This window comes from Streptomyces sp. NPDC104307 (genome assembly GCF_055584045.1).
Map to the genome: position 1 here is coordinate 424089 of NZ_JBVJMU010000001.1, position 22525 is coordinate 446613.

General features: G+C 72.1%; 21 protein-coding genes. 13 read left to right on the forward strand and 8 right to left on the reverse strand.

The features are described from left to right. Positions 1-193 precede the first annotated feature (193 nt). The 6 genes from ACZ601_RS01600 (at position 194) to ACZ601_RS01625 (ending at position 8569) form a co-directional block, all read left to right on the forward strand. Positions 194-1018 carry an FAD binding domain-containing protein gene (locus tag ACZ601_RS01600; RefSeq protein WP_469533783.1) on the forward strand — a complete coding sequence of 275 codons (825 nt, stop codon included), beginning with the start codon at positions 194-196 and terminating at the stop codon, positions 1016-1018. After that, positions 1015-3771, forward strand: a complete 2757-nt coding sequence (locus ACZ601_RS01605; protein WP_469531939.1) for a molybdopterin-dependent oxidoreductase — start codon at positions 1015-1017, stop codon at positions 3769-3771. The genes ACZ601_RS01600 and ACZ601_RS01605 overlap by 4 nt, the downstream gene beginning before the upstream one ends. Before the next feature lie 155 nt (positions 3772-3926). After that, complete coding sequence (locus ACZ601_RS01610) at positions 3927-4409, forward strand: molybdopterin-dependent oxidoreductase (protein WP_469531941.1); 483 nt, start codon at positions 3927-3929, stop codon at positions 4407-4409. 371 nt (positions 4410-4780) lie between these two features. Next, positions 4781-5587: a molybdate ABC transporter substrate-binding protein gene (gene modA / locus ACZ601_RS01615; protein WP_389210001.1), complete on the forward strand. Its 807-nt coding sequence runs from the start codon at positions 4781-4783 to the stop codon at positions 5585-5587. A 91-nt stretch (positions 5588-5678) separates the two neighbouring features. Further along, entirely contained in the window at positions 5679-7637 is a 1959-nt protein-coding gene (locus ACZ601_RS01620; RefSeq protein WP_469531943.1) for an ABC transporter permease, read from the forward strand. An 89-nt stretch (positions 7638-7726) separates the two neighbouring features. Next, positions 7727-8569 carry a hypothetical protein gene (locus tag ACZ601_RS01625; RefSeq protein ID WP_469531945.1) on the forward strand — a complete coding sequence of 281 codons (843 nt, stop codon included), beginning with the start codon at positions 7727-7729 and terminating at the stop codon, positions 8567-8569. A gap of 200 nt (positions 8570-8769) precedes the next feature. On the opposite strand, the gene ACZ601_RS01630 is transcribed toward ACZ601_RS01625, so the two are convergent. Both ACZ601_RS01630 and ACZ601_RS01635 read right to left on the reverse strand, forming a co-directional pair. Next, complete coding sequence (locus ACZ601_RS01630; protein ID WP_469531946.1) at positions 8770-9222, reverse strand: flavodoxin family protein; 453 nt, start codon at positions 9220-9222, stop codon at positions 8770-8772. Positions 9223-9307: 85 nt separating this feature from the next. Next, positions 9308-10162, reverse strand: coding sequence for a class I SAM-dependent methyltransferase (locus ACZ601_RS01635; RefSeq protein WP_469531948.1), 855 nt, complete (start codon positions 10160-10162; stop codon positions 9308-9310). A 121-nt stretch (positions 10163-10283) separates the two neighbouring features. On the opposite strand from ACZ601_RS01635, the gene ACZ601_RS01640 reads away from it, so the two are divergent. Continuing rightward, entirely contained in the window at positions 10284-10922 is a 639-nt protein-coding gene (locus tag ACZ601_RS01640) for a TetR/AcrR family transcriptional regulator (RefSeq protein WP_469531950.1), read from the forward strand. Between the two features lie 33 nt (positions 10923-10955). Here the strand turns inward: ACZ601_RS01640 and ACZ601_RS01645 are convergent, their stop codons facing one another. Next, positions 10956-11384, reverse strand: a complete 429-nt coding sequence (locus ACZ601_RS01645; protein ID WP_440576511.1) for a helix-turn-helix transcriptional regulator — start codon at positions 11382-11384, stop codon at positions 10956-10958. Positions 11385-11437: 53 nt separating this feature from the next. Then, positions 11438-11914: a MarR family winged helix-turn-helix transcriptional regulator gene (locus ACZ601_RS01650; RefSeq protein WP_469531951.1), complete on the reverse strand. Its 477-nt coding sequence runs from the start codon at positions 11912-11914 to the stop codon at positions 11438-11440. Positions 11915-12018: 104 nt separating this feature from the next. Between ACZ601_RS01650 and ACZ601_RS01655 the strand changes: the two genes are divergently transcribed. Beyond that, on the forward strand, positions 12019-12978 hold the full coding sequence (locus ACZ601_RS01655) for a quinone oxidoreductase family protein (RefSeq protein ID WP_440576513.1): 960 nt from the start codon (positions 12019-12021) through the stop codon (positions 12976-12978). Positions 12979-13068: 90 nt separating this feature from the next. Continuing rightward, entirely contained in the window at positions 13069-13497 is a 429-nt protein-coding gene (locus tag ACZ601_RS01660) for a pyridoxamine 5'-phosphate oxidase family protein (protein ID WP_469531953.1), read from the forward strand. A 61-nt stretch (positions 13498-13558) separates the two neighbouring features. On the opposite strand, the gene ACZ601_RS01665 is transcribed toward ACZ601_RS01660, so the two are convergent. Next, positions 13559-13810, reverse strand: a complete 252-nt coding sequence (locus tag ACZ601_RS01665; protein WP_469531955.1) for a hypothetical protein — start codon at positions 13808-13810, stop codon at positions 13559-13561. A gap of 378 nt (positions 13811-14188) precedes the next feature. Between ACZ601_RS01665 and ACZ601_RS01670 the strand changes: the two genes are divergently transcribed. Further along, the gene (locus ACZ601_RS01670; protein WP_469531957.1) at positions 14189-15283 is read left to right on the forward strand and encodes a Rieske 2Fe-2S domain-containing protein; all 1095 of its coding nucleotides are present in this window, start codon (positions 14189-14191) and stop codon (positions 15281-15283) included. A 120-nt stretch (positions 15284-15403) separates the two neighbouring features. Here ACZ601_RS01670 and ACZ601_RS01675 read toward each other — a convergent pair whose 3' ends face one another. Then, the gene (locus ACZ601_RS01675) at positions 15404-16138 is read right to left on the reverse strand and encodes a TioE family transcriptional regulator (RefSeq protein WP_469531958.1); all 735 of its coding nucleotides are present in this window, start codon (positions 16136-16138) and stop codon (positions 15404-15406) included. Positions 16139-16218: 80 nt separating this feature from the next. On the opposite strand from ACZ601_RS01675, the gene ACZ601_RS01680 reads away from it, so the two are divergent. Next, the gene (locus ACZ601_RS01680) at positions 16219-17421 is read left to right on the forward strand and encodes an erythromycin esterase family protein (protein WP_469531960.1); all 1203 of its coding nucleotides are present in this window, start codon (positions 16219-16221) and stop codon (positions 17419-17421) included. 69 nt (positions 17422-17490) lie between these two features. Here the strand turns inward: ACZ601_RS01680 and ACZ601_RS01685 are convergent, their stop codons facing one another. Both ACZ601_RS01685 and ACZ601_RS01690 read right to left on the reverse strand, forming a co-directional pair. Beyond that, the gene (locus ACZ601_RS01685) at positions 17491-18510 is read right to left on the reverse strand and encodes a DUF389 domain-containing protein (RefSeq protein ID WP_469531962.1); all 1020 of its coding nucleotides are present in this window, start codon (positions 18508-18510) and stop codon (positions 17491-17493) included. 35 nt (positions 18511-18545) lie between these two features. Beyond that, positions 18546-19826, reverse strand: a complete 1281-nt coding sequence (locus tag ACZ601_RS01690) for a hypothetical protein (RefSeq protein ID WP_469533786.1) — start codon at positions 19824-19826, stop codon at positions 18546-18548. 303 nt (positions 19827-20129) lie between these two features. On the opposite strand from ACZ601_RS01690, the gene ACZ601_RS01695 reads away from it, so the two are divergent. Further along, the gene (locus ACZ601_RS01695; protein WP_469531963.1) at positions 20130-20807 is read left to right on the forward strand and encodes a GAP family protein; all 678 of its coding nucleotides are present in this window, start codon (positions 20130-20132) and stop codon (positions 20805-20807) included. A gap of 14 nt (positions 20808-20821) precedes the next feature. Beyond that, positions 20822-22516: a SulP family inorganic anion transporter gene (locus ACZ601_RS01700; RefSeq protein WP_469531965.1), complete on the forward strand. Its 1695-nt coding sequence runs from the start codon at positions 20822-20824 to the stop codon at positions 22514-22516. The last annotated feature ends 9 nt before the right edge of the window (positions 22517-22525 follow it).

Here is a 22525-nt window from a genome sequence, read left to right on the forward strand (position 1 = left end):
CACGAGGCGACTGCGAGTCCGGCCATCGTAAATGCAAGGTGAAGCGAGAGATACACCTCTTGGTGAATCCTCCAGGACGCGGCCCGGGGGCTGGTGTTTTTCCGTGTGGTGCACCAGTCGTGCGCGGGGCGGCGGCGTTGCTTCACTGAGCTTCTCGGTGGCCGACGACGCAGCGGCCGGAGTGGAGAACGACATGGATCTCAACACCGTGCGGGACGTGCGGGACGCCCGCTCCCACGAGCCCTGGCGGCCCGGTGACGCCTGGCTCGGCGGGGGCACCTATCTGTTCTCCGAGCCCCAGCCCCGGCTGCGGCGGCTGGTGGACCTGAGCCGGATGGGCTGGGAGCCGGTCACCCACCATGACGACGGTTCCGTGGAGTTCGCCGCGACCTGCACCATCGCCCAGCTGTCCCGCCACGGGAAGCGGAGCCGGGTCCGGGCCGCGCCGCTCTTCGAGCAGTGCTGCCGGGCGTTCCTCGCCTCCTTCAAGATCTGGAACATGGCCACCGTCGGCGGGAACCTCTGCAACGCCCTGCCGGCCGGGCCGATGATCTCCCTCACCGCGGCCCTCGACGGCGAGTGCCTCCTCCAGGCGCAGGACGGCTCGCTGCGCCGGGTACGGGTGGCCGATTTCGTCACCGGAGCGGGGCGCAAGGACCTGGGCGAGGGCGAGCTGCTGCGCTCCGTCACCCTGCCGGCCCGGACGCTGGCCGCGCGCACCGCCTTCCGGCAGGCCTCGCTCTACGGACTGGGCAGGTCCGGCGCCCTGGTCATCGGGGTGCTCGACGAGCAGGACGGCTCGCTGGCCGTGACGGTCACCGCGGCGACCGTGCGCCCCTTCCGGTTCTGGTTCCCGCTGCCACCGGACCGGGCGGCCCTTCGCGGCGCGTTGGAGGCGGCCATCGACGACGCCGACTGGTTCGACGACATCCACGGGCTGCCCGCCTGGCGGCGCCACATGGCCTTCCGCCTGGCCGAGGAGATCCGGCGCGAGCTGACCACGGGAGGTACGCGATGAGTTTCGGGATCCATGTCAACGAGCAGCCCTTCGACACCGAACCGCGGCCCGGACAGTGCCTGCGCACCTATCTGCGCGAACGCGGCTGGTTCGGGGTCAAGAAGGGCTGCGACGCCGGTGACTGCGGGGCCTGCACCGTCCATGTCGACGGGGAGCCGGTGCACAGCTGTATCTACCCGGCCGTCCGGGCGGCGGGCCGCTCCGTGACCACCGTGGAGGGTCTGGCCACGGACGGCGAACTCCACCCCGTGCAGCGGAGGTTCCTGGACGCGCAGGGTTTCCAGTGCGGTTTCTGCACCGCCGGGTATCTGATGACCACGGCGGCGTTGGACGAGGACCAGCTCACCGATCTGCCGCGCGCCTTCAAGGGAAACCTGTGCCGCTGCACCGGGTACCGGGCCATCGAGGACGCGGTGCGCGGCGTGAAGCACGTCGAGGCCCCGTGCGCGGGCGCGGCGGTCGGCCGCAGCCTGCCGGCCCCGGCGGGCCCCCAGGTGGTGACCGGGACCGCCCGCTACACCTTCGACATCGACGTCCCGGGCCTCCTGCACATGAAGCTGTTGCGCTCCCCGCACGCGCACGCCCGGATCACCGGCATCGACACATCCGCCGCGCTGCGCGTCCCGGGGGTGCGGCTGGTGCTCACCCATCACGACGCCCCCGAACGCCACTACTCCACCGCCCGGCACGAACACCCCACGGAGGACCCCGACGACACCCGGGTGCTGGACGACACCGTGCGCTTCGTCGGCCAGCGGGTGGCGGCGGTCGTCGCCGACAGTGAGGCGGCGGCCGAGGAGGGCTGCCGGCGCGTCGAGGTGACGTACGAGGTGCTGCCGGCGGTACTCGACCCGGAGGAGGCGATGCTGCCGGGTGCGCCGGTCGTGCATGCGAAGGATGCGGCGGAGGCCCGGATCGCCCGGCCGCTCGACAACGTCGTGGGCGAGTCGCACGGTGAGATCGGCTCGGTCGAGGAGGGGTTCGCCGCCGCCGACGTGGTGTACGAGGAGACGTTCCGTACCCAGCGGGTCCAGCACGCGAGCCTGGAGACGCACGGCGCGGTCGCCTGGTTCGAGCGGCCGGAGGAGGGGCCGGAGCGCGTCGTGGTGCGCTCCAGCACCCAGACCCCTTTCCTGACCCGGCGGGCGCTCTGCGCCCTGTTCGATCTGCCCCTGGCGAAGGTGCGGGTGCTGGCGGGGCGGGTGGGCGGCGGGTTCGGCGGCAAGCAGGAGATGATCGTCGAGGACATCGTCGTACTCGCCGCGATGCGTCTGCACCGTCCGGTGAAGCTCGAATACACCCGCGCCGAGCAGTTCTACGGGGCCACTACCCGGCACCCGTTCACCGTCCGGGTCAAGGCAGGGGCCCGTGACGACGGCACCCTGACCGCGCTGCAACTGCGGGTGGTGTCCAACACCGGGGCGTACGGCAACCACGGACCGGCCGTGATGTTCCACAGCGTCGGTGAGTCGATGGCCGTCTACCGCGCCCCGCACAAGAAGGCGGACGCCTACGCCGTCTACACCCACGCCGTGCCCGCGGGCGCGTTCCGCGGCTACGGGCTCGGGCAGGTCGTCTTCGCCATGGAGTCGGTCATGGACGAACTGGCCCGGCTGCTCTCCATGGACCCGCTGGAGTTCCGGGAACGCAACATCATCGGCCCGGGGGAACCCATGATCAGTCCGGGCGGCGAGGAGGAGGACCTGCATATCGCCAGCTACGGGCTCGACCAGTGCCTGGGCATCGTGCGGGGCGCGCGGGCCGAGCCCGCCGGGACCGCGCCCGAGGGGTGGCTCGTGGGGGAAGGGTCCGCGCTCTCCATGATCGCGACGGGGCCGCCCGGCGGGCACATCGCCGACGCCCGGATCAGCCTGCTGGCCGACGGAACCCTCGATCTGGCCGTGGGGACCGCGGAGTTCGGCAACGGCACCACCACGGTTCACCGGCAGATCGCAGCCGGCGAACTGGGCACCACCGTCGACCGGATCGCCGTGCGCCAGTCGGACACCGATGTCGTGAAGCACGACACCGGGGCCTTTGGATCGACCGGGACCGTGGTGGCCGGAAAGGCGACGCTCCGCGCCTCCCAGGCCCTGGCGGAGACCCTCCTCACCTTCGCGGCCCAGCACCTCGAGGTGCACCGCGACGAGTGCCGCCTCCTGGAGGACGCGGTCGAGTACCGGAACACCCGCATCCTCCTCAAGGAGCTGTACGCCGCGGCGCAGTCGGCCGGCCGGGAGCTCGCGGCGGACGGCCACTTCGGCGGGACGCCCCGTTCCGTCGCCTTCAACGCCCAGTGGTTCAGGCTCGCCGTCGACCCGGGAACCGGTGAGATCAGGATCCTGCGCAGCGTGCACGCGGCGGACGCGGGCAGGGTCATGAACCCGATGCAGTGCCGGGGGCAGGTCGAGGGCGGCATCGCCCAGGCGCTGGGAGCCACGCTCTTCGAGAACGTCCGGCTGGACGAGCGGGGCAAGGTCACCACCGCCGCGTTCCGCCAGTACCGGCTGCCGCAGTACGCGGACATCCCCCGCACGGAGGTCCACTTCATGGAGACCGAGGACTCGATCGGCCCGCTGGGGGCGAAGTCGATGAGCGAGAGCCCGTTCAACCCGGTCGCGCCTGCGTTCGCGAACGCGCTGCGGGACGCCACCGGGGTCCGGTTCACCGAACTGCCCCTGACCAGGGACCGCGTCTGGCTGGCCCTGGACGAACAGGCCCGGTGCCGGTCCGGCGCACCGGGCGGTCAGTGATCCTGGAATGCGGCAGAAACGCTTGATATCGCTGGCGCTGGTTCACAAACGCCAGGCTTTTGGCGGACATCGCCTCGTACGCGCGATTTCGCGGGGCGACTGCTGGGCATACCTTCTGACAGCCGCCCTGCGGGCCGTCCGATTTGGGGATCCCCATGAGCAGACTCAGTGCGCAACCCCGCACTCCCGCCACGCTGTTCACGCCCTTCACCCTGCGTGGGGACGTCGAATGCCCGGCCACGCTGACCGTGGCCGACCTGCGCGGCGGCTGGGAGCAGCACCGGGCGGAGGTGGTCTTCGACTGCGCCACCAACGGACCGCAGCACCACCGCTTCGAGGGCCCGCTGCTCCGCGAGGTGGTGCTCGACGCCCACCCGGTGTTCGACGCGCGCAGGCGCAAGGACCGGTCCCGCTATCTGCTGGCGGTCACCGGCGGGGACGGCCACCACACGGTGCTGTCCTGGGCGGAGGTGGACGCCGAATTCGGCGATGTCCCGGTCCTCCTGGCCACCAGCATGGACGGCCGGGGGCTGGACGCGGTGGGAAGCCAGCTGGTGGTGCCCGCCGACCGGTGCGGCGCGCGCTACATCAGCGCCATCACGCGTGTGTGGGTAGGGGCGTGGCCGGTCCCCGTATGACGGGCGCGTCCGCCTGCCGCCACCTTGGCGGGCCGCCCTGCGGCAGCCACTTCGGAGTTTCCTCCGAACGGCACCGCATCTGCTATGGAGCATCGCATTACGCGTTGTAAATGCGAGCCGAAAACACCTACTGTGTGGCACATGCAGTCCCCCGCCTTGGGCGATCCCGCAACCCGGGTGACCACCACCCGCTGTGCGTCGCCCGGCGTGCACACCGACCGCAGCTGAGCCCACGACCCCACAAGCCCCACAGCTCCACAGCTCCACAGCTCCACAGCTCCACCAAGCGGCGTCGCCCGTCCCCGGCGCGGCTCACCACCATCCGCTCGGACGGCACCGGCCGACCGCGTTCCCAAGGAGTCCCGACCCTCATGTCCCTCGCCTTCACCAGACGCCGTACCGCAGCCGCGATCCTCACGGCGGCTCTCCTCGTTCCGCTGGCAGCCTGCGGCAGCGACAACGACAAGAAGGACTCGGGCGCCGACGCGAGCGCCTCCGCCACCGGAGTCCCGAAGGCGGATCTGACGGTGCTGGCCGCCTCGTCCCTCACCGACGTCTTCAAGACGGCCGGTGCGGCGTACGAGAAGGAGCACCCCGGCACCAAGGTGAAGTTCTCCTTCGCCGGTTCGCAGGAACTCGCCGCCCAGGTCAAGCAGGGCGCGCCCGCCGACGCCCTGGTCACCGCGGACACCAAGACGATGGACGGCCTCAAGTCCGACACCGGCACGCCGGCCGTCATCGCGAAGAACCGCCTGGTGATCGCCACCGGCAAGGGCAACCCGGAGAAGATCGACAACCTGAAGGACCTCTCCGACACCAAGCTCAAGGTGGTGCTCGCCGCCGCAGAGGTGCCGGTGGGCCGCTACAGCAAGCAGATCCTGGACGCCCAGAAGATCACCGTGAAGCCGGTCTCCCAGGAGCCCAACGTCCGCGCCGTCCTCAGCAAGGTCGAGCTGGGTGAGGCGGACGCGGGTCTCGTCTACAAGACGGACGCCGCGACGGCCACCGACAAGGTCGAGGCCATCGACATCCCCGATGCCCAGAACGCCGTCGCCTCGTACCCGGCCGCGACGCTCAAGACCACGAAGAACAGCGAAGCCGCGGACGCGTTCGTGAAGTGGCTCTCCACCCCGGAGGCCCTGAAGATCCTTACCGACGCGGGCTTCCAGCAGCCGTAACCGGTGACCGCCCCGTGCGGGCGGCCGGGCCCCGGTCCGGCCGCCCGCACGGTGTTTACTGCTTCAGGGACTTCCAGCTTCAGGGACTTCGATGAGACGCATTCACAGCCGCGCCGCCGGCCCTCGCGCACCGATCGCCCTGGCGGTCCCCGCGCTGCTGGCCATCGCCTTCCTGTTGCTGCCGCTGATCGGGATTCTCGCCCGCACCTCCTGGGGCGAGCTGGGCACCCATCTGACCAGCCCGGAGACCACCCAGGCGCTGAAACTGTCGCTGCTCGTCTCGTTCTGGGCACTCGGGCTCTCGCTCGTGCTCGGGGTGCCGCTGGCCTGGCTGCTGGCCCGTACCGATTTCCCCGGCAAGACCTTCGTCCGTTCGCTCGTACTCCTGCCGATGGTGCTGCCGCCCACGGTGGGCGGTGTGGCCCTGCTGCTCGCCTTCGGCCGGCGCGGGCTGCTCGGGCCGTGGCTGGAGGACACGTTCGGCATCACGCTGCCCTTCCACACCTCGGGCGCCGTCCTGGCGGCGACCTTCGTCGCGATGCCGTTCCTCGTCATCAGCCTCGAAGGGGCGCTCGGCGGGCTGCGTCCCCGCTACGAGGAGACGGCGTCCTCCCTCGGGGCCTCGCCGGTACGGGTGTTCTTCACCGTCACCCTGCCCATGGTCGCCCCCGGCCTCGCCGCCGGGGCCGCACTCACCTGGGCGCGGGCACTCGGTGAGTTCGGCGCCACCATCACCTTCGCCGGGAACCTTCCCGGGACCACCCAGACGCTGCCGCTCCAGGTCTACCTGCTCCTCCAGGACAATCCGGAGGCCGCCACCTCGGTCTCGCTGCTCCTGCTCGCGATCGCCATGCTCGTTCTCCTCGGGCTGCGCGGGCGGTGGACCGGGACCCCGAGCGCGGCGACCGCAGGTCCGCGCGGACCGGCCGAGGAGCCGGCCTCCGTCCCGTCACAGGACGTTCGGCCGGCCCCGCCGGTCCACGTCGAAGCCGACGCCGAAGCCGAGGCCGGGGACAGCTGGCCGCTGCACGCCGAGGTCACCGGCTTCAACCAGCTCACGCTCGACGCCGGTGCCGGGACCACCATCGCTGTCGTCGGACCCAACGGGGCGGGCAAGACGACCCTGCTGCGCGCCCTGCTCGGGCTCACCCCGCGCGCCCACGCCGCGCTGCGGCTCGGGGAGCTGGACGTCAGCGCCCTGCCCACGCACCGCCGCGGCGTCGCCTGGGTGCCGCAGGACGGCGCGCTGTTCCCGCACCTCAGCGCAGTCGCGAACACCGCCTACGGGCTGCGTGCCCAGGGCGTGCCGCGCGCCGAGGCCCGCCGCCGCGCCCAGGAGTGGCTCGACCGGCTCGGCGTGGGACATCTGACCGCCCGTAAGCCGTCCCAGGTCTCCGGCGGACAGGCCCAGCGCATCGCCCTGGCCAGGGCGCTCGCCACCCGGCCCCGGCTGCTGCTGCTCGACGAGCCGCTGGCCGCGCTCGACCAGACCACCCGGGCACATGTCCGGCACACCCTGCGTACCCATCTCGGCGGCTTCGGCGGCGTCTGCCTGATCGTCACCCACGACCCGGTGGAGGCCGTCTCCCTCGCGGACCGGGTCCTCGTCCTGGAGGACGGCCACGTCCTCCAGGACGCCCCGCCCGGCGAGGTCACCCGGCACCCGCACTCCCCCTGGGTCGCCCGCATGCTCGGCCGCAACGCCTGGCCGGGCACCGCGACCGCCGAGGGGCTCCGGCTCCACGACGGCGGCCTCCTGGTCATCGCGGACCCGCTGCCGGCCGGTACCTCGGCACTGGCGGTCATCGCACCCGAAGCGGTCTCCGTGCACCGCACCGAGCCCGGCGGCAGCCCGCGCAACATCTGGGCGGGCACCGTCCGGGAGATCACCACCAGCGGCAGCCGGCTGCGCGTGCTCATCACCTCACCGCAGGCACCGGATCTCGTCGCGGAGATCACCCCCCAGGCCGCGGCCGAACTCGGCCTCGCCGACGGTGTCCCGGTGTGGACGAGCGTCAAGGCGACCGAGACGACGGTCGTGACCCTGTAGGCGTACCGGCACGGGCGGACATGCCGGGACACCGGAAGTTGTCCGGGTTGCCTCGCGCGAGCCGAGCGGGGTCTGCGAGGGTGACCCGTATGGCGGACAGATCAGCGGATACGGAACCCGGAGAGCGGCCGGGCCAACGGCGCGGGCGCAGGCGGGACGTGATCGCCGCGATCCTCACCGGCACGGCGATCGCGGCTGCGGTCGTGCACATGGTCAAACCGGACCTCAAGATCGACGGAGTCACCGCGGTGCTCCTCGTCGTGGCCGTGGTGCCGTGGCTCGGCAGCATCTTCGACAGCATCGAGCTGCCCGGTGGAGCGAGGTTCCAGTACCGGCAACTCGCCGACCGGGTGGAGGCGGCCGAGGAGCAATCGGCGCAGGCCGGCCGTGCGGCGGACGACGCGACCCGCACCGCGCGCGTCGCCTTCGTGACGAGGAGCGGCGAGGACAGCGGGGCCCCGGACACCTCCGGCGACGGGTCCGGGGAAGCCGCCGGGGCCGTCGAGCACCTGGCGAGTGAGTACACCGGTCTGCGCGCGCACGCACCGAGCAGCGCCGCACGGACGGCCCGCATGGAGCAGATCTTCGCCGATCTGGTGACGGCGACCAGGCGGCTGGACGGCTTCGACATTCCGGCCGCCCTGCGGTCCACAGACCCGGGCACCCGGCTGGCCGGCTACGCCCGGCTGTACGCCCGGCCCGACGGGGACTACCTGGACGGACTGACGCAGGCGGTTCTGGGCGACGAGCAGCTCGCGTTCAGCCAGTACTGGGGCTTCCACGCGATCGCGGCCGTCGTCGACAAGGAGGGCGCGGGCAGACTGCGGCTCGGGCAGGTCGAGGAGCTGGACGCCTGCCTCGCGCGTCTGCCCGCCGACAGCGACCGGATCCCCTTCCTCCGGCGGCTGCTGGCCAGGATCCGCAGCCGATGACGTCTCGGTGACCGGCGGGAAGCAGTGCCCCCTCAGGCCCGTCCCGCCGCCTTCTGGCTCCGGCGCGAGAGGGAGTCGACGACCACGTGTCGATGACGTTCATCAGCAGATTGCCGCCGCCCGATGTCTGGCTCGCGGACTGGATCTGGCCGGCCGGGAAGATGCCGCCGGCCCCCGCCATCGTGCGGGCGGCGCCGGAGTCAGTCCATCAGGCCGCTCGCGAGCGTCGCTCCCAGCTCCCAGCACGCCTCGGTATCGGCCTTGCCCGGCTCTCCGGTCACCGTCACGGGGTCCGCCGCCCGGCGCCATCCCAGGCCCGTGGTGATCGAGTCGATGGCACGGACGGCTCCGGTGACGTCGTTGCCGCCGTGCACGTAGTACCCGAAGGGGCGGCCGCGCGTCGCGTCCAGGCAGGGGTAATAGACCTGGTCGAAGAAGTGCTTGAGGGCGCCGGACATGTAGCCGAGGTTGGCCGGGGTCCCGAGCAGCAGCCCGTCGGCATCGAGCACATCGGACGCCGTGGCGGCGAGCGCCGCCCGTCGCACGACCCGGACGCCTTCGATCCCCTCCGTCGTCGCACCGGAGACGACGGCTTCGAACAGCGCCTGGCAGTTCGGCGAGGGGGTGTGATGGACGATCAGCAAAGTGGCCACACCCCCGAACCCTGCCGCCCCCGGCTCCCGGCCGCAAGCGAGGCACGTCTCAGGCACGGGCCGGGCATGATCACACAGGGCGCCGTCACGCCGGGCGGTCCGCGGTGACCAGCCAAGCGGTGCCGCGCAGCCGGACGGCGCCGCGCTCCTCGTGGTCGCGCAGCCGGTTCGCCAGAGCCTCGCGGGCGCGGTCGCGCGTCGCCTGGTCCACCTGATCGGTCAGATGGCGTCCGGGTCCGCTGTCCAGCAGGAAGTCCGCCGCGTCCCCTGCGTCGCGCCCCCAGTCCCCGTACGCCTCCACACCCGCGACGCCGATGTCCACGAACCCGGCGGCGGACAGCACGGTGCGGACGCGGTCCGGATCGGCAAGGGAGAACATGCCCGGACCGCCCGACGTCCCGAACTCCCCGAAGGGGAGGTGGTCGCGCAGCGCGGCCATGGCCGTGATCCACTCGTTGCCCCCGGCCTCCGCCGCGCAGATGAACGCCAGGCGGCCGCCGGGGCGCAGGGCGCGGCCGATGTTGGCGAAGGCCTCGACGGGGTCACCGAAGAACATCACCCCGAACCGGCTGACCGCCACGTCGAAGGCGGCGGGTTCGAAGGGGTGGACCTGGGCGTCCGCGTGGTCGAACGTCGCGTTGCCGACGCCCTCCTGCGCCGCCGTCAGCCGGGCGCGCTCCAGCATGGGGAGCGACAGGTCGACCCCCAGCACCTTCCCGCGCGGCGCTCGCTCCGCGGCGAGCCGTGCCGTCTTTCCGGCTCCGCAGCCGACATCGAGCACCCGGTCCCGCTCGCCTATCGCGGCGGCGGTGAGCAGCGGTTCGTCGAAGCCCCCGTTCACCGCGTTCCAGCGGTCCTGATTGCGCGCCCAGTAGGCGCCTTCGTAGCCGTTCCATGCCTGCGCCTGCTCGCTGTTGGCGATGTTGGCGAAGTCTGACATCGGGTGCCTCCTGCTGGGTGCGGGAACGCCGGACTTATGATGGGCGTGTGCCCATCAAGGTATGGGCGCGCGCCCATACTGGCAACCCTGGAATCACGAACCGAGAATCGGGAGGAGCCCCATGTCGCCGCGTGGAGTAGCGATGCCGGACGTTCGGGAGCGGTTGTTCGCCGCTGCGGAACGCGTGCTGGCCCGCGAGGGGCCGGGTGCCCTGACCAGCAGGGCGATCACCGCGGAGGCGGGCTGCGCCAAGGGCGTACTGCACGCCCATTTCGCCGGGCTGGACGAGTTCGTCGCGGATCTGGTGCTCGACAGGTTCGCGCACACCGCACGGTCGGCCGAGGAACTCGCCGGACGAGCGGGCGCGGGCACCGTGGCCGGGAACCTCTGCGGTGTCGCGCTCGCACTGCTGGACTCCGCCGGTCCGACGATCGCCGGCCTCGCCATGACCCGCCCCGCCGCCTCCCTGCGGCTGCGCCGGGCACTGGAGTCGGGGGCGCCCGGCTTCTCCGCGGTCCAGGAGTCGATCACCCGTTACCTGGACGCCGAACAGCGCCTGGGCCGCGTCGCGTCGGGCGCCGACACGTCGGCGGTCGCGCTCGCCGCGGTCGGAACCACCCATCATCTGCTGATGACGGGATGGTCCGGCGCCGCCGACCCCAGGGAGCAGGTGCGGGGGCTGATCGCCATGCTGGCGTCGGCGGCCGGGGCCGCCGGGTCCGCCGGGTCCGCTTCGGGCGAACTCCCGGCCGTCGAGTAGGCGCTGTCGACGCAGCCCCGGCAGCCGCGCGCGTCAGGCCGGCGCCTCACCGATCCTGGCCGGCTGGTCCCGGACCGGCCGGGTGTGCGCCCTGGCCAGACAGGCGGGCAGCGCCGTCACGGCGCTGTGATCCCCGGCCCGGTACGCGCTCGGCGTCATGCCCACCAGTTCCGTAAACCGTGAGCTGAACGAGCCGAGGGAGGTACAGCCGACCGTCATGCACGCGTCGGTCACACTCACGCCCGCGCGCAGCAGCGCCATCGCCCGCTCGACCCGGCGGGTCATGAGGTAGCTGTACGGCGTCTCGCCGTAGGCCTCCCGGAAGGCCCGGGAGAAGTGCCCCGGTGACATCAGCGCGCGGCTCGCCATCGCCGCCACGTCGAGCGGTCGCGCGTACTCCCGGTCGACGAGATCCCGCGCCCGGCGCAGGTGCGCGAGGTTGGCGAGGCGCTGGTCGTCCATGCGACGAGGGTACCTCCCCCCGCGCGGCCGCCCCCGTGGTTTCGTAACCCTTCTCAGCGTGTCCGCTCGGAGGTGCCGGACCCGCCCGCCTGCGCCAGGAGTGATGCGGCGAGCTCGGTGAGCCGGGCGCGCCCGGCGGCGGGCAGTTCGTCGGTGAGCGCGTTCACCCGGCGTCCGATCTCGTCCGCGCACCGCCCGGCGAGCTGCCTGCCGTCGGGCGTCAGCGTGACGAGGACGGCGCGGCCGTCGTACGGGGAGGGGGTGCGCTCGACCAGGCCGCGCTTCTGCGCGCGGCCGACCAGTCCGGTCATCGAGGACTTGTCCAGGCCGAGGTGGCGTCCGAGTTCGACCATGCCCGCCTGCCGGTCACGCAGGATGCCGAGCAGCCTGATCTGGATGACCGACAGGTCGTGCTCGGCACCGGCGGCGGAGACGATGCGGTGGATCAGGAAGGACAGCTGCACCAGCGCGTCCACCGTGTTCGGGGGCCCCTCGGCGGCAAGGCCGGACGGGTCGGATTCAAGGGTCATGGGGCCAGCCTATTTGACGTAGTACGCGATACAAACTATTTTCGAATTTAGTACGTGCCGCAAACCAAATGGTCGCGGCAGCCACAGCGGAACGGGAGAACCCCATGCACGCCGCAGTAGTACGGTCCTTCGGCTCGCCGCCCCGGTTCGAGAGCTTCCCGACCCCCAGCGCCTCCGGGGACCACGAGGTCCTGGTAGATGTCCTGGCCGCCGGTCTGCACCCCCGGGTCCGCTCGGCCGCGAACGGCAGCCACTACACCTCCGACGGCACACTCCCCCTGATCCCCGGATTCGACGCGGTCGGCCGGACCCAGGAGGGCGAACTGCTCTACTTCGTCGCCTCGGACACGGCTCCGGGCACCATGGCGGAGCAGGCGGTGGTCGACCGCCGCCGGGCCATCGCGCTGCCGTCCGGCACGGACCCGGCCGACGTGGCCGCGGCGATGAACCCCGGCATGTCCTCCTGGGTGGCGCTGCGCTCCCGCATCTCGTTGCGGCCAGGCAGCTCCGTCCTGGTCCTGGGCGCCACGGGCAACGCCGGACAGCTCGCCGTCCAGATCGCCCGGCACCTCGGGGCCGGCCGGGTGATCGGCGCGGGCCGCTCACCGGAACGGCTCAGGCTGCTGGAGGGCATCGGAGCCGACGAGACGGTGAGCCTGACCGGCGACGAGGAGACCGTGACCGAGCGGCTCGGCCAGGCGGCCGCAGACGTCGACGTCGTCATCGACTACCTGTGGGGCCACATCACCCAGCAGGCCATGCCCGCGATGCTGATGGCCCGCGCCGACCGCGCGAAGGCGCTGACCTGGATCCAGATCGGCTCCATGGCCGGCCAGAACATCAACCTGCCCTCGTCCCTGCTCCGCGCGGCGAACCTGAACCTCATGGGCAGCGGCCAGGGGTCGGTGACCACCGCGGGAATCGTCGCCGAGCTGCCGTCCCTGGCCGAGCGGATCGTCTCCGGAGAACTCGCCGTGGACCCGCTGCTCATCCCGCTCAGCCAGGTCGAGGAGGCGTGGAACACCCCGACCGCCCCCGGCCAGCGCATCGTCCTGACCCCCTGACGCCCACGCCGCGGTGCCCAGGACGAGACGGTACCGACGTTGCATAATTCAGCACGAGGAGCTCACGACACCCACCACGAAGGAGTCCCCGTGGCTTTGACCCGTGAAGAGCGCGAGCAGTTCCTGACGGAGCCGCACGTCGCGGCGCTGGCCGTGAACGCGATCGAGCGGGACCGGTCCCCGCTGACGGTCCCGATCTGGTACCAGTACCTGCCGGGCGGCGACGTCTGGATCATGACAGGGCTCAACTCCCGCAAGGGGAAGGCGATCGCGGCGGCGGGCCGGTTCTGCCTGATGGTCGAACGCGTCTCACCGACCGTCCGGTACGTCTCGGTCGAAGGCCCCGTCGTCTCGACCGTCCCGGCCACCCGCGAACACCTGGTGGAGATGGCGTCGCGCTACCTCGCCGCGGAGAAGGTCGAGGGTTACGTCGACTTCGCCTGGAAGGAGCACGGCGAGCAGGTGGTCATCCACCTGCGGCCGCAGCACTGGCTCTCCTCGGACCTCGGCCAGGTCTGAGGAGAGCGGTACCGGGCCGGGCCGCCCGCACCGGGCCCGCGCCCCCCTTACCGGGACCGGGTCAGCCGGACGGTTCGTCGGGCACGGGGTGCTCCGGATGGGGCCGATGGCCGTCCTGCGAAGCGCCGCGTCGGCCGGTGCCCGCCTCGTCCGTGTCGGGGATCCCCGGATCCGGCCGGTCATCGCCCGTACGCCGCTTCTTGCCGCCGACCACGTCCAGGGGGTCCTCGTCGGCCCTGGCCTGCTGATCGGGCGGGTCGCGGGGTATCGGGTCCACGCTGTTCCCCCGGCCATTCGAATGAACGTCGTTCACGGTGTGCTCACTTCCTCCAGTAGGCGTCCCACCCGTTGCGGGTACCCGGGCGACCGGCACCGATGCATGGCGGCCTCGTCACCTGATGCCCTCGGCCGCCCCCGGCTCCGACGGCACACGGCCCGCCTCCGGGTAGGGCACTCCATTCGTCCCACAGGAGCGGGGATCACGCTCACCGAGAACGCGGAACACGGGCTCGGAGCGGCTGCTCGCCGCCGTCCCTGAGGCACCCCCTGCTCCCCCGTCCACCCCCGTCGTCAACTCGTCACCCACCACATCCCGTTCGGGTGGCGTGCGTCGTGTCGAGGGAATCGCGCGGAGGCCCGGGGCAGTCTCCCGGCGAAAGACCGTGAAGGGGAATTCGCCGAAGGGGAAGTCTTGGAAGTGTCACCCGAGTACGGGCGCACCATCAGCGAGGGTCCGACCCCGGCGGACACCGCCGGGGCGCCGGCCCTGCCCTACCCGAGCGGCTGGTCCGCACTGGCCTTCTCGCACGAGCTGCGGCCCGGCACCGTCCTGACCCGGCCGCTGGCGGGCCAGGACGTCGTGCTGTACCGGCTGGGCAGCGGGGCACTGCGGGCCGTCCAGCCGTACTGTCCGCACCTCGGTGCCCATCTCGGGCTGGCGAAGGTCGAGGGGGACGAGCTCACGTGTCCCTTCCACTTCTTCGCGTTCGGCCCCGACGGCGCGTGCGTGCGCACGGGGTACGGCACGCCGCCGCCACGTTCCCCACTGACCCAACTGCCCGTGGACGAGGTCAACGGCGCCGTCTTCGTGTGGCGCCACCACGACGGCCGCGCCCCGGACTGGACGGTCCCCCGCTGGCACGAGATCGGCCACCGGCCCGCCCGCACGGCCGCCTGGGAGCTGGCCGGAAACGTCCAGGAGGTCATCGAGAACTCGGTGGACCTCGGGCACTTCGCCACTCTGCACGGCTGGGCCAAGGCCGAGATCGGCGGTCCGGTGGTGTATGACGACGCCGCGTTCCACGTATCCATGCGGGCCCACGAGACGGCTCCGCTCGTGGGCGCCTTCACCGTAGATGTCGAGGTGGACGGATACGGGCTCGGCTGCCTGCACGCCGACGTGTACACGCCGCGCTTCGGGCTGCGGATGTGCACGATGGTGATGCCGACGGCGATCGCACCCAACCGGATGCAGTTCCGGCAGTTGAACCGCATCGCCTTCGCCGAGCCGGGCCGGCTGCCGTCCCCGCTCGCGCGGGCGGTCAGCCGTACCGCCGCCCGGCTCCTGGACCGGATCATCTTCCGGTCCAGTTGTGAGTTCACCGCGGCCGACTTCCCGATCTGGCACCACAAGCAGTACCAGCAGCCGCCCCGGCTGGCCTCCGGTGACGGCCCGATCGGCCCGTTCCGGCGCTGGGCCCGGCGGTTCTACCCGCCACCGCCCGGCAACGGCGCCGTACCGCGCCCGAGCCACAGCGAGGGAGGCGACAAGGCCGTGCTCCCCTGACTCCGCGCTCATGCCTCAGCCGCGCTCACGTCCTAGTCGCGCTCATGTCCCAGTCGCGCTCACGTCCTCCCAGTCGCCCTCACATCTCAGCCGCGCTGACGTCGCAGCCGCGCTCACATCTCAGCCGCGCTCGCGGAGGTATCCGTCCAGCTCCGTGGCCCCGGTCAGCATCGCCCGGCCGCGGGCGGAAAGCCGGGCGCGCCAGTCGCCCAGTGCGGCCTCCAGCGGCTCCGGTCCGCCGGCCGCCCGCACCTGGGCGATCAGCGGGGCGATCTGCTGTAGCAGGTATCCGCCCCGCCTCAGTTGATGGGCCAGCCGGGCGTCCCGCACGTCGGCCTCGTCGTAGACGCGGTAGCCGGTCAGCGGGTCGCGGTCCGGGCTCAGCAGTCCGGCGCCCTCCCATTTCCGCAGCGTCGCGGGCCGGATCCCGAGCCTCCCGGCGAGCGGCCCGATGAACGTGCCGCCCTTCGCCCCCGTGACCGCACCGGGCTCGGACACCGGGGCGGGCTCAAGGTCGCGGAGGGCGCTCTCCACGGCCTGGAGGGTCCGGCGGTCGTCGAGGAGCTGGGCGTGGCTCTCGTCGATGAGGTGGAACGCGTGATCGGCCGCGCCCTCGTTCACCGACCGCATGATCAGCGTCGCCGTCCGGTGGCCGTGGCCGGGCACCAGGGCGAGGAACGCGCGCAGAGCGACCGCGTGCAGCGGCGTATAGGTGCGGTAGCCGTTGGGGGCGCGGCCGGCCGGTGGAAGGATGCCGGCCTCCTCGTAGTTCCGCACCGCCTGGGTGGACAGACCGTGCCCACGCGCCAGATCAACCGGCCTGAGCCGCTCACCGCTTTGAGGGTTTTTCCCCACTGCTCATCCAACTCCCTCTGCATTTGCTGCTGGTTGTGCGCAAAAGTTTCCACCGTTGGTTCAACGATAGCGTTGAAGGCATGGCTACTGGCATCAGGGACATCACACAGGCCGTAGAGGCCTCCGCCGTCATGAAGCTGCTCCCGGGCCGGCCTCGGCTGCTCGCTCTGGGCGAGCCCACCCACGGCGCGGGCACGGTGCTGGACACCCGCAACGAGCTCTTCCGCCAACTGGTCGAGCAGGAGGGATACCGCACGATCGCGATCGAGAGCGACTGCCTGATGGGCCTGCTCGTGGACGACTACGTCACCTCGGGCACGGGCACGCTCGACGAGGTCATGGAGCACGGATTCAGCCATGAGTGGGGCGCCTTCGCGGGCAACCGCGACCTCGTACGGTGGATGCGGGCACACAACGAGGGCCGGCCCGCGTCCGAACAGGTCCGCTTCGCCGGTTTCGACGGGCCGTTGGAGATCACCGGCGCCGCGAGCCCCCGGCAGGCCCTCATCGCCCTCCACGGCCACCTCTCCTCCCACGTGGCCACAGACCTGCTCCCCTGCACCGCGAAGACGCTCGACCGGCTGCTCGGCCCGGACGACCGGTGGACCGAGCCCGCCGCGATGATGGACCCGGCCCGGTCGTTCGGGCGGTCGGAGGAGGCCGCACGGCTGCGGCTGCTCACCGACGATCTCGTGGCGCTGCTCGATGCCCGGACACCGCAGCTGATCGCGTCGGACTCGCGGGAGGGCTGGCACCGGGCGCGCCTGTACGGGCGCACCGCCGTCGGGCTGCTCCGGTACCACTTCTGGATGGCCGACGCGTCACCGAGCCGCCTCTCCTGGCTGATGGGCCTGCGGGACTCGATGATGGCCGCCAACCTGCTCGCCCTCGCCGAGCAGGGTCCGGCACTGGTCAACGCCCACAACGGGCACCTCCAGCGGGACAGGAGCACGACGCGGATGGCCGGCCGGCCGCTGGAGTGGTGGAGCGCCGGCGCACTCGTGAGCGCCCGCCTGGGCGAGGGGTACGCCTTCCTCGCCACGGTCCTCGGCACGATCCGGCACCAGGGCGTGGACTCCCCGCCGCCGGACAGTGTCGAGGGGCTCCTGTACGCGCTGCCGGAGGACCGCTGCGTCGTCGGCGCGGCGGAACTGGCCGCCTCCCTCGGGGACACCCGGCCCGCCCACCGGGTCTCCCCGTACTACGGCTACTCACCGCTGGACCCGGCCCACCTGGAGCGGATCGACGGGATCGTGTTCGTCAAGGACGTCCCGCGGGGTTAGAGACTGATCCACGTCGGTCTCCCGGTCGCACCGGCCCGCCCGCACCGGCCCCGGGCCCCCGGGAAGGCGTCAGCTGCGCCCGCTCTCTCGTACCGTGCAGGTGTCCGCGTCGGCGGGGCACCACTGAGTGCGCCCGCCGACCAGGTGGAGTTCGAGGTCGGCATCGCGCATGCCGTGCTCGTCGAGAGCGGCGCGCAGCGCGGTCGGCGCGGGCTGTGGGGGGAGCCCGAGTACGCCGATCACGACGATGCCGTTGCGGGCCTCGACGGACGCGATCTGCCATTTCCCGGTGGCGGCCCACTTCTCCGCGACCGGCCGGGCGTCGGCGGCCAGCGAGCGGTCCCGGGCGACGGTGACGGTGCCCGCGGTGAGCGGGGCCGCGACGAGCACGACCACGCAGACCACCGCGGCGAGCGTTCTGCCCCGGAACTCCCCCACCCGCATGTCCGCCCTCTCGGCTCCCGCCCGGACCCCGTAGATCAGGAAGACCACGGTCCCGGTGGCGACGATCGCGGCCACGTTGGTGGCGAACAGCAGCGCCGACTGCCCGGCATCGTGGTAGCGGTGCACGGTGAGCAGCAGTCCGGTGACGGCGAGCGGCGGTACGAGCGAGATGGCGATCGCCACACCGGGCAGCGTGTCGGAGATGTCGGCGCGCACGAGGGCGAACGCGCCGACGGTGCCGGTGGCCAGCGCGGCGAGCAGGTCGATGAGTCGGGGGCTGATGCGGGAGGAGACCTGGCTGTTGGAGGCGTAGGCGTCGGGCGGGGTGACGATCCAGCCGAGCAGCAGACCGATCGCGACGACCGCGACGGCGCCACCGATCACGAGCAGCAGGCAGCGTGTCACCTGGCGGCGGCGCGCCAGAACGAGGGCCAGGGCGCAGCCGAGGATCGGTGTCATCAGCGGGGCGACGATCATCGCGCCGATCACGGTGGCGGTCGAGTCCCCGACCACGCCGGCACTCGCGATGACGGCGGCCAGCACGAGCAGGCCCCAGAACCGGGTCGAGCCGGGACTGCGGATTCCGCGCTCGATGAACAGGGTTCCGGTCATCCGCCGGACCGCGTCCGCGTCGACTCCCGCCATGGCAGAGGTCCTTTCTGTCGGGTGGCCGCGTCCGGTCAGGCGGGGGGCGCCACCGGTTCCCGGTCCCCCGTGCCCGGCCGGGCCGCCAGGAACTCGACCACGGCCAGCAGGAACAGCAGGCACAGCGCGATGGCGACGACCACCCAGCCGGTGGGGTGCGACCACAGCAGGTACACCAGCAGCGAGGCGGCCACCAGCACCCAGGTGATCCAGGTGCGGCGGCGGCGCACGAAGGGGCCCACGGGCCCGGTGCGCAGACCGGCGACGTCGGCGGTGGAGCGCACCGCCGCGATGCCGGTGACCCACAGCCGTCGTACGAGTCCGGCGCGCCGGCCAGGACCGGTGAGCCAGGCAGCCAGGGCGATGACGACGCCGACGGCGACGACCATCCGGACGGTGGTCTGCAGGAAGTGGGTCATGGCGTCGTAGACCGCGCCCGCCGCGCCCTGGGAGACGTCGGCGGGCAGCGCGTCCAGGTAGACCACCCGGAAGACCCGCAGCCCGATGCCGAGTGCGCCGGCGGCCACCGCGGCGCCGAGACATCCCGCGACCAAGGCCCGGCGTCGGCGTACCGCGAGCAGTACCCCGGCGGCGATCAGGAGGACCGCGATCACCGGCAGCCAGTTGCCCAGGAACTGCAGGACCCGCAGGTACGTCCTGACCTTGCCGATGTCGTCGGACCTGACGAGTGTGATGTCGGTGTGGATCTCGGGGATCCGCCCGGCGACCGTCAGACCGGCGTCGACCAGGCGTTGCTTGACCCGGTCGACGACAGGGGCGAGGTCGAGCGTGACCGCGTCGTCGGTCAGCTCGACGGCTCCACCGCCCTTGCCGGTCAGCGCCTTGTCCACGGCGCTGTGGGCCCGGCGGTTGGCCTCGGTCCAGACCGTCTCGAACGCGTCGGAGGACACGGCCGCGCGCGCCTTGTCGTGCACGAAGCTGCGGATCGCGCCCTCCAGCGAGTCGCCCAGCGGGCCCAGTGCCTTTTCCAGACGGGGCCGGTCCGCAGGTGCCACGTCAGCGAGGAGGGCGGAAAGGTCGATCCGGGTCATGAGCGCGTCGGTCACCCGCCCGGCGGCGGCGTCCTGGACATCGGGATCGGACGCAAGGGGTGCGACCGTGGCCACGTAGCGGCCGGTGTCCCCCACTTGGTCGGCCGCCCAGGCGGCGACGACGGAGAGCGGGGCGAGCAGGCATCCCACCGTGATGAGTACCGCGGCGAGGAAGGACCGGCCGCGGTGCCGGGGCGGCCGGGCACGCTCGCTCTCAAGGGCGGCAACCCGCGTGCGCAGACCGTCGAGTTCCGACTGTTCCAACTGCTCCGGACGCCGTGGCTGCTCCGGCTGCTCCGGCTGTCCGGTGCCGCCGTCGCCGCGTGTGCTTCCGTCCTCCACCCTGCCCCCCTGCTCCCCTGCCCCGTCCGGTTCTCCTTCTGTCTGTCTGCCTGTCAGGGAACGGTCTGCGGCGGGCTGACGCGAGCCGAACTGGGCCATTAGGGGTGTTAACAGGGCTATTAAGTCATTACGTGTCGTCTTGTCATATGTTTCAACTACCTTGACTTATATGTACCGCCGGTCTCCACAGCAGGCCGCAGAACCGACGCAGCACGGAGGCCGGTCATGGGCGACGCCATCGGACAAGTACTCGCCCCGGCGGTCGGCATCGCCATCAGTCCCGTCCCGCTGATCGCGATGGTGCTCATGCTGGCGACACCGCGCGGGCGGACCAACGGCATCGTGTTCACCGTCGGATGGATCGTCTCGCTGGCCGTCCTCGTCACCGTGGTGGTGCTGGTCGGCGCCGGTGCGGACGCGTCCTCCGGCGGCGCGCCCGCCCGCTGGACCTCCTGGCTGAAGCTGGCCTTCGGCGTACTCTTCCTGCTGCTCGGCGCCCGGCAGTGGACGCACCGGCCCAGGGAGGGGCGGAAGGCCGAGAACCCCGGCTGGATGGCGGCCATCGACGCCTTCACCCCGGCCCGTACGGCGGGCCTGGCCGTGGCACTGGTCGTCGCCAACCCCAAGAACCTGGTGCTGGCCGTCGGAGGCGGTGTGTCCGTCGCCGACGCCGACGCCACCGCGGCCGGGCGGGTGGTCGCCGTCGTGGTGATGGTCCTGATCGCGTCGCTGTGCACGATGGTCCCGCTCGCCGTCTACCTCCTGGGCGGCGAACGTTCGGCGCGGGTGCTCGGCGGCTGGAAGGAGTGGATGGCACTCCACAACGCCGCCATCATGACGACGCTGCTGATCGTCCTGGGCGTCAAGTACGTGGGTGACGCGGTGAGCGGTCTGGCCGCGTGATCCCGGTGCGGACCGTGTTCAAGCGGGCGAGGTCGCGGCTGGGCAGGCCGCGCCCCGCGGACGTGGGTTCCGGGCTGGTCACGGGCCTCTTCTCCATCCCGGAGGGCATGGCGTACGCGGCGATCGCCGGGTTCAATCCGGTCGCCGGGCTGTACGCGGGCGTCGTACCGGCGATCGTCGGCTCGCTCACCGCCCGTACCGTCCTCATGGTCACCACCCTCACCAGTGCGATCGCCCTGACCTCCCAGAGCGTGCTGAAGGACGCCGGACTCGATCCGAAGGACACGGGCAGCGTCGCCACCCTGACGCTCATGGCGGGCGTGACCATGGTGCTGATGGGTGTGCTGCGGCTCGGCGTGCTGCTGAGCTTCGTATCGAACGCCGTGATGACGGGGTTCTCCGTCGGAATCGCGCTGCAGATCGTCACCGGAGTCCTCAAGGACGCCACCGGCTACGACCCGCACGGCCACAACCGCCTGTACCAGTTGGGCGACTGGCTCGCGCACCTCACGGACTGGCAGCTCGACACCACTCTCGTCGCCCTCGCCACCATCGCGGTGTGGGCGCTCGCCCGGCTGGTACGCCCCCTCAGGCCGGTGGCCCTGTTGATCGCCATGGTCGCCTCGACCGCCGGGGTCGCCGTGTTCGGCGTCGATGTGGAACTGGTGCGCGACATCGCGCACATCCCGGCCGCGCTCCCCGGGTTCTCCGCGCCCGATCTGTCCGCCGTGCCGCAGCTGCTCGGCGGGGCGTGCGCGGTGGCCCTGGTGGCGCTGGCGCAGGCCGCCGGGATCGGGCCGTCGGTGCCGAACCCGGACGGTTCCCGCTCCTCCGTGAACGGCGACTTCGCGGCCCAGGGGCTGGCCAACCTCGCGGGTGGCTTCTTCCAGGCGCTGCCGGCCGGCGGCTCGTTGTCCCGCACCGGGGTGGCGGTGTCCGCCGGCGCCCGTACCCGTTGGGCGGGGGTGCTGTCGGGGGTGCTGCTCGCCGCAGTCGTTCTGGTGTGCGCGCCGCTCGCCGAACGCATCCCCATGCCGGTCATCGGGGGGCTGATCCTGGTGGTCGGCGGGGAGCTGATCGTGGGCAAGCGCCATGACGTGCGGCTGGTGCTGCGCACCTCGCGGCTGTCGTCCGCGGCGATGGCGGTGACCTTCCTGGCCACCACTCAGATCCCGTTGCAGCGGGCGATCGTGCTCGGCGCGGTCCTGTCACTGCTGCTGTACTGCGTACAGGCGGCGCGCCGGGCCCGGCTGCTGGCACTGGTGCGCGCCCCGGAGGGCCGGTGGCATCCGGCGCCGGTCCCCGAACGGCTGACGCCCGGTGAGGTCACCGTCCTGTACTACGACGGGGTCAGCCTGTTCGCGGAGCTGCCCAGGATCGAGGCGTCGCTGCCGCGGGCGGACGGGGCGAAGGGCGCCGTGCTCGTCCTCGTGATGCGCGGGCTGCCGGACGTACCGTCCTCCATGGTGGTCAAGCTGCTGCGGCGCCGGATCCGGGAACTCGACCGGAACGGGGCCCGGCTGGTCCTGGTGGGCGTGCAGCCGGAGCTCGGCCGCCTGCTGGCGGCGACCGGCATCGCGGCAGACCTCGGCCCCGAAGGGGTGATCCCCGCCGGAGGCGCGCTGTTCGAGCCGCTGGAGGAGGCGCTTACGCAGAGCCGTACGTGGGCCCGCCGTCACTCGGGCGACGGTTCGCCGGACGGCTCCTGAACCGGACGG

Coding starts and splice junctions, on each gene's coding strand:
- ACZ601_RS01600 (WP_469533783.1), top strand. CDS start 194: ATGGATCTCAACACCGTGCGGGACGTGCGGGACGCCCGCTCCCACGAG.
- ACZ601_RS01605 (WP_469531939.1), top strand. CDS start 1,015: ATGAGTTTCGGGATCCATGTCAACGAGCAGCCCTTCGACACCGAACCG.
- ACZ601_RS01610 (WP_469531941.1), top strand. CDS start 3,927: ATGAGCAGACTCAGTGCGCAACCCCGCACTCCCGCCACGCTGTTCACG.
- modA (WP_389210001.1), top strand. CDS start 4,781: ATGTCCCTCGCCTTCACCAGACGCCGTACCGCAGCCGCGATCCTCACG.
- ACZ601_RS01620 (WP_469531943.1), top strand. CDS start 5,679: ATGAGACGCATTCACAGCCGCGCCGCCGGCCCTCGCGCACCGATCGCC.
- ACZ601_RS01625 (WP_469531945.1), top strand. CDS start 7,727: ATGGCGGACAGATCAGCGGATACGGAACCCGGAGAGCGGCCGGGCCAA.
- ACZ601_RS01635 (WP_469531948.1), bottom strand. CDS start 10,162: ATGTCAGACTTCGCCAACATCGCCAACAGCGAGCAGGCGCAGGCATGG.
- ACZ601_RS01640 (WP_469531950.1), top strand. CDS start 10,284: ATGTCGCCGCGTGGAGTAGCGATGCCGGACGTTCGGGAGCGGTTGTTC.
- ACZ601_RS01645 (WP_440576511.1), bottom strand. CDS start 11,384: ATGGACGACCAGCGCCTCGCCAACCTCGCGCACCTGCGCCGGGCGCGG.
- ACZ601_RS01650 (WP_469531951.1), bottom strand. CDS start 11,914: ATGACCCTTGAATCCGACCCGTCCGGCCTTGCCGCCGAGGGGCCCCCG.
- ACZ601_RS01655 (WP_440576513.1), top strand. CDS start 12,019: ATGCACGCCGCAGTAGTACGGTCCTTCGGCTCGCCGCCCCGGTTCGAG.
- ACZ601_RS01680 (WP_469531960.1), top strand. CDS start 16,219: ATGGCTACTGGCATCAGGGACATCACACAGGCCGTAGAGGCCTCCGCC.
- ACZ601_RS01685 (WP_469531962.1), bottom strand. CDS start 18,510: ATGGCGGGAGTCGACGCGGACGCGGTCCGGCGGATGACCGGAACCCTG.
- ACZ601_RS01695 (WP_469531963.1), top strand. CDS start 20,130: ATGGGCGACGCCATCGGACAAGTACTCGCCCCGGCGGTCGGCATCGCC.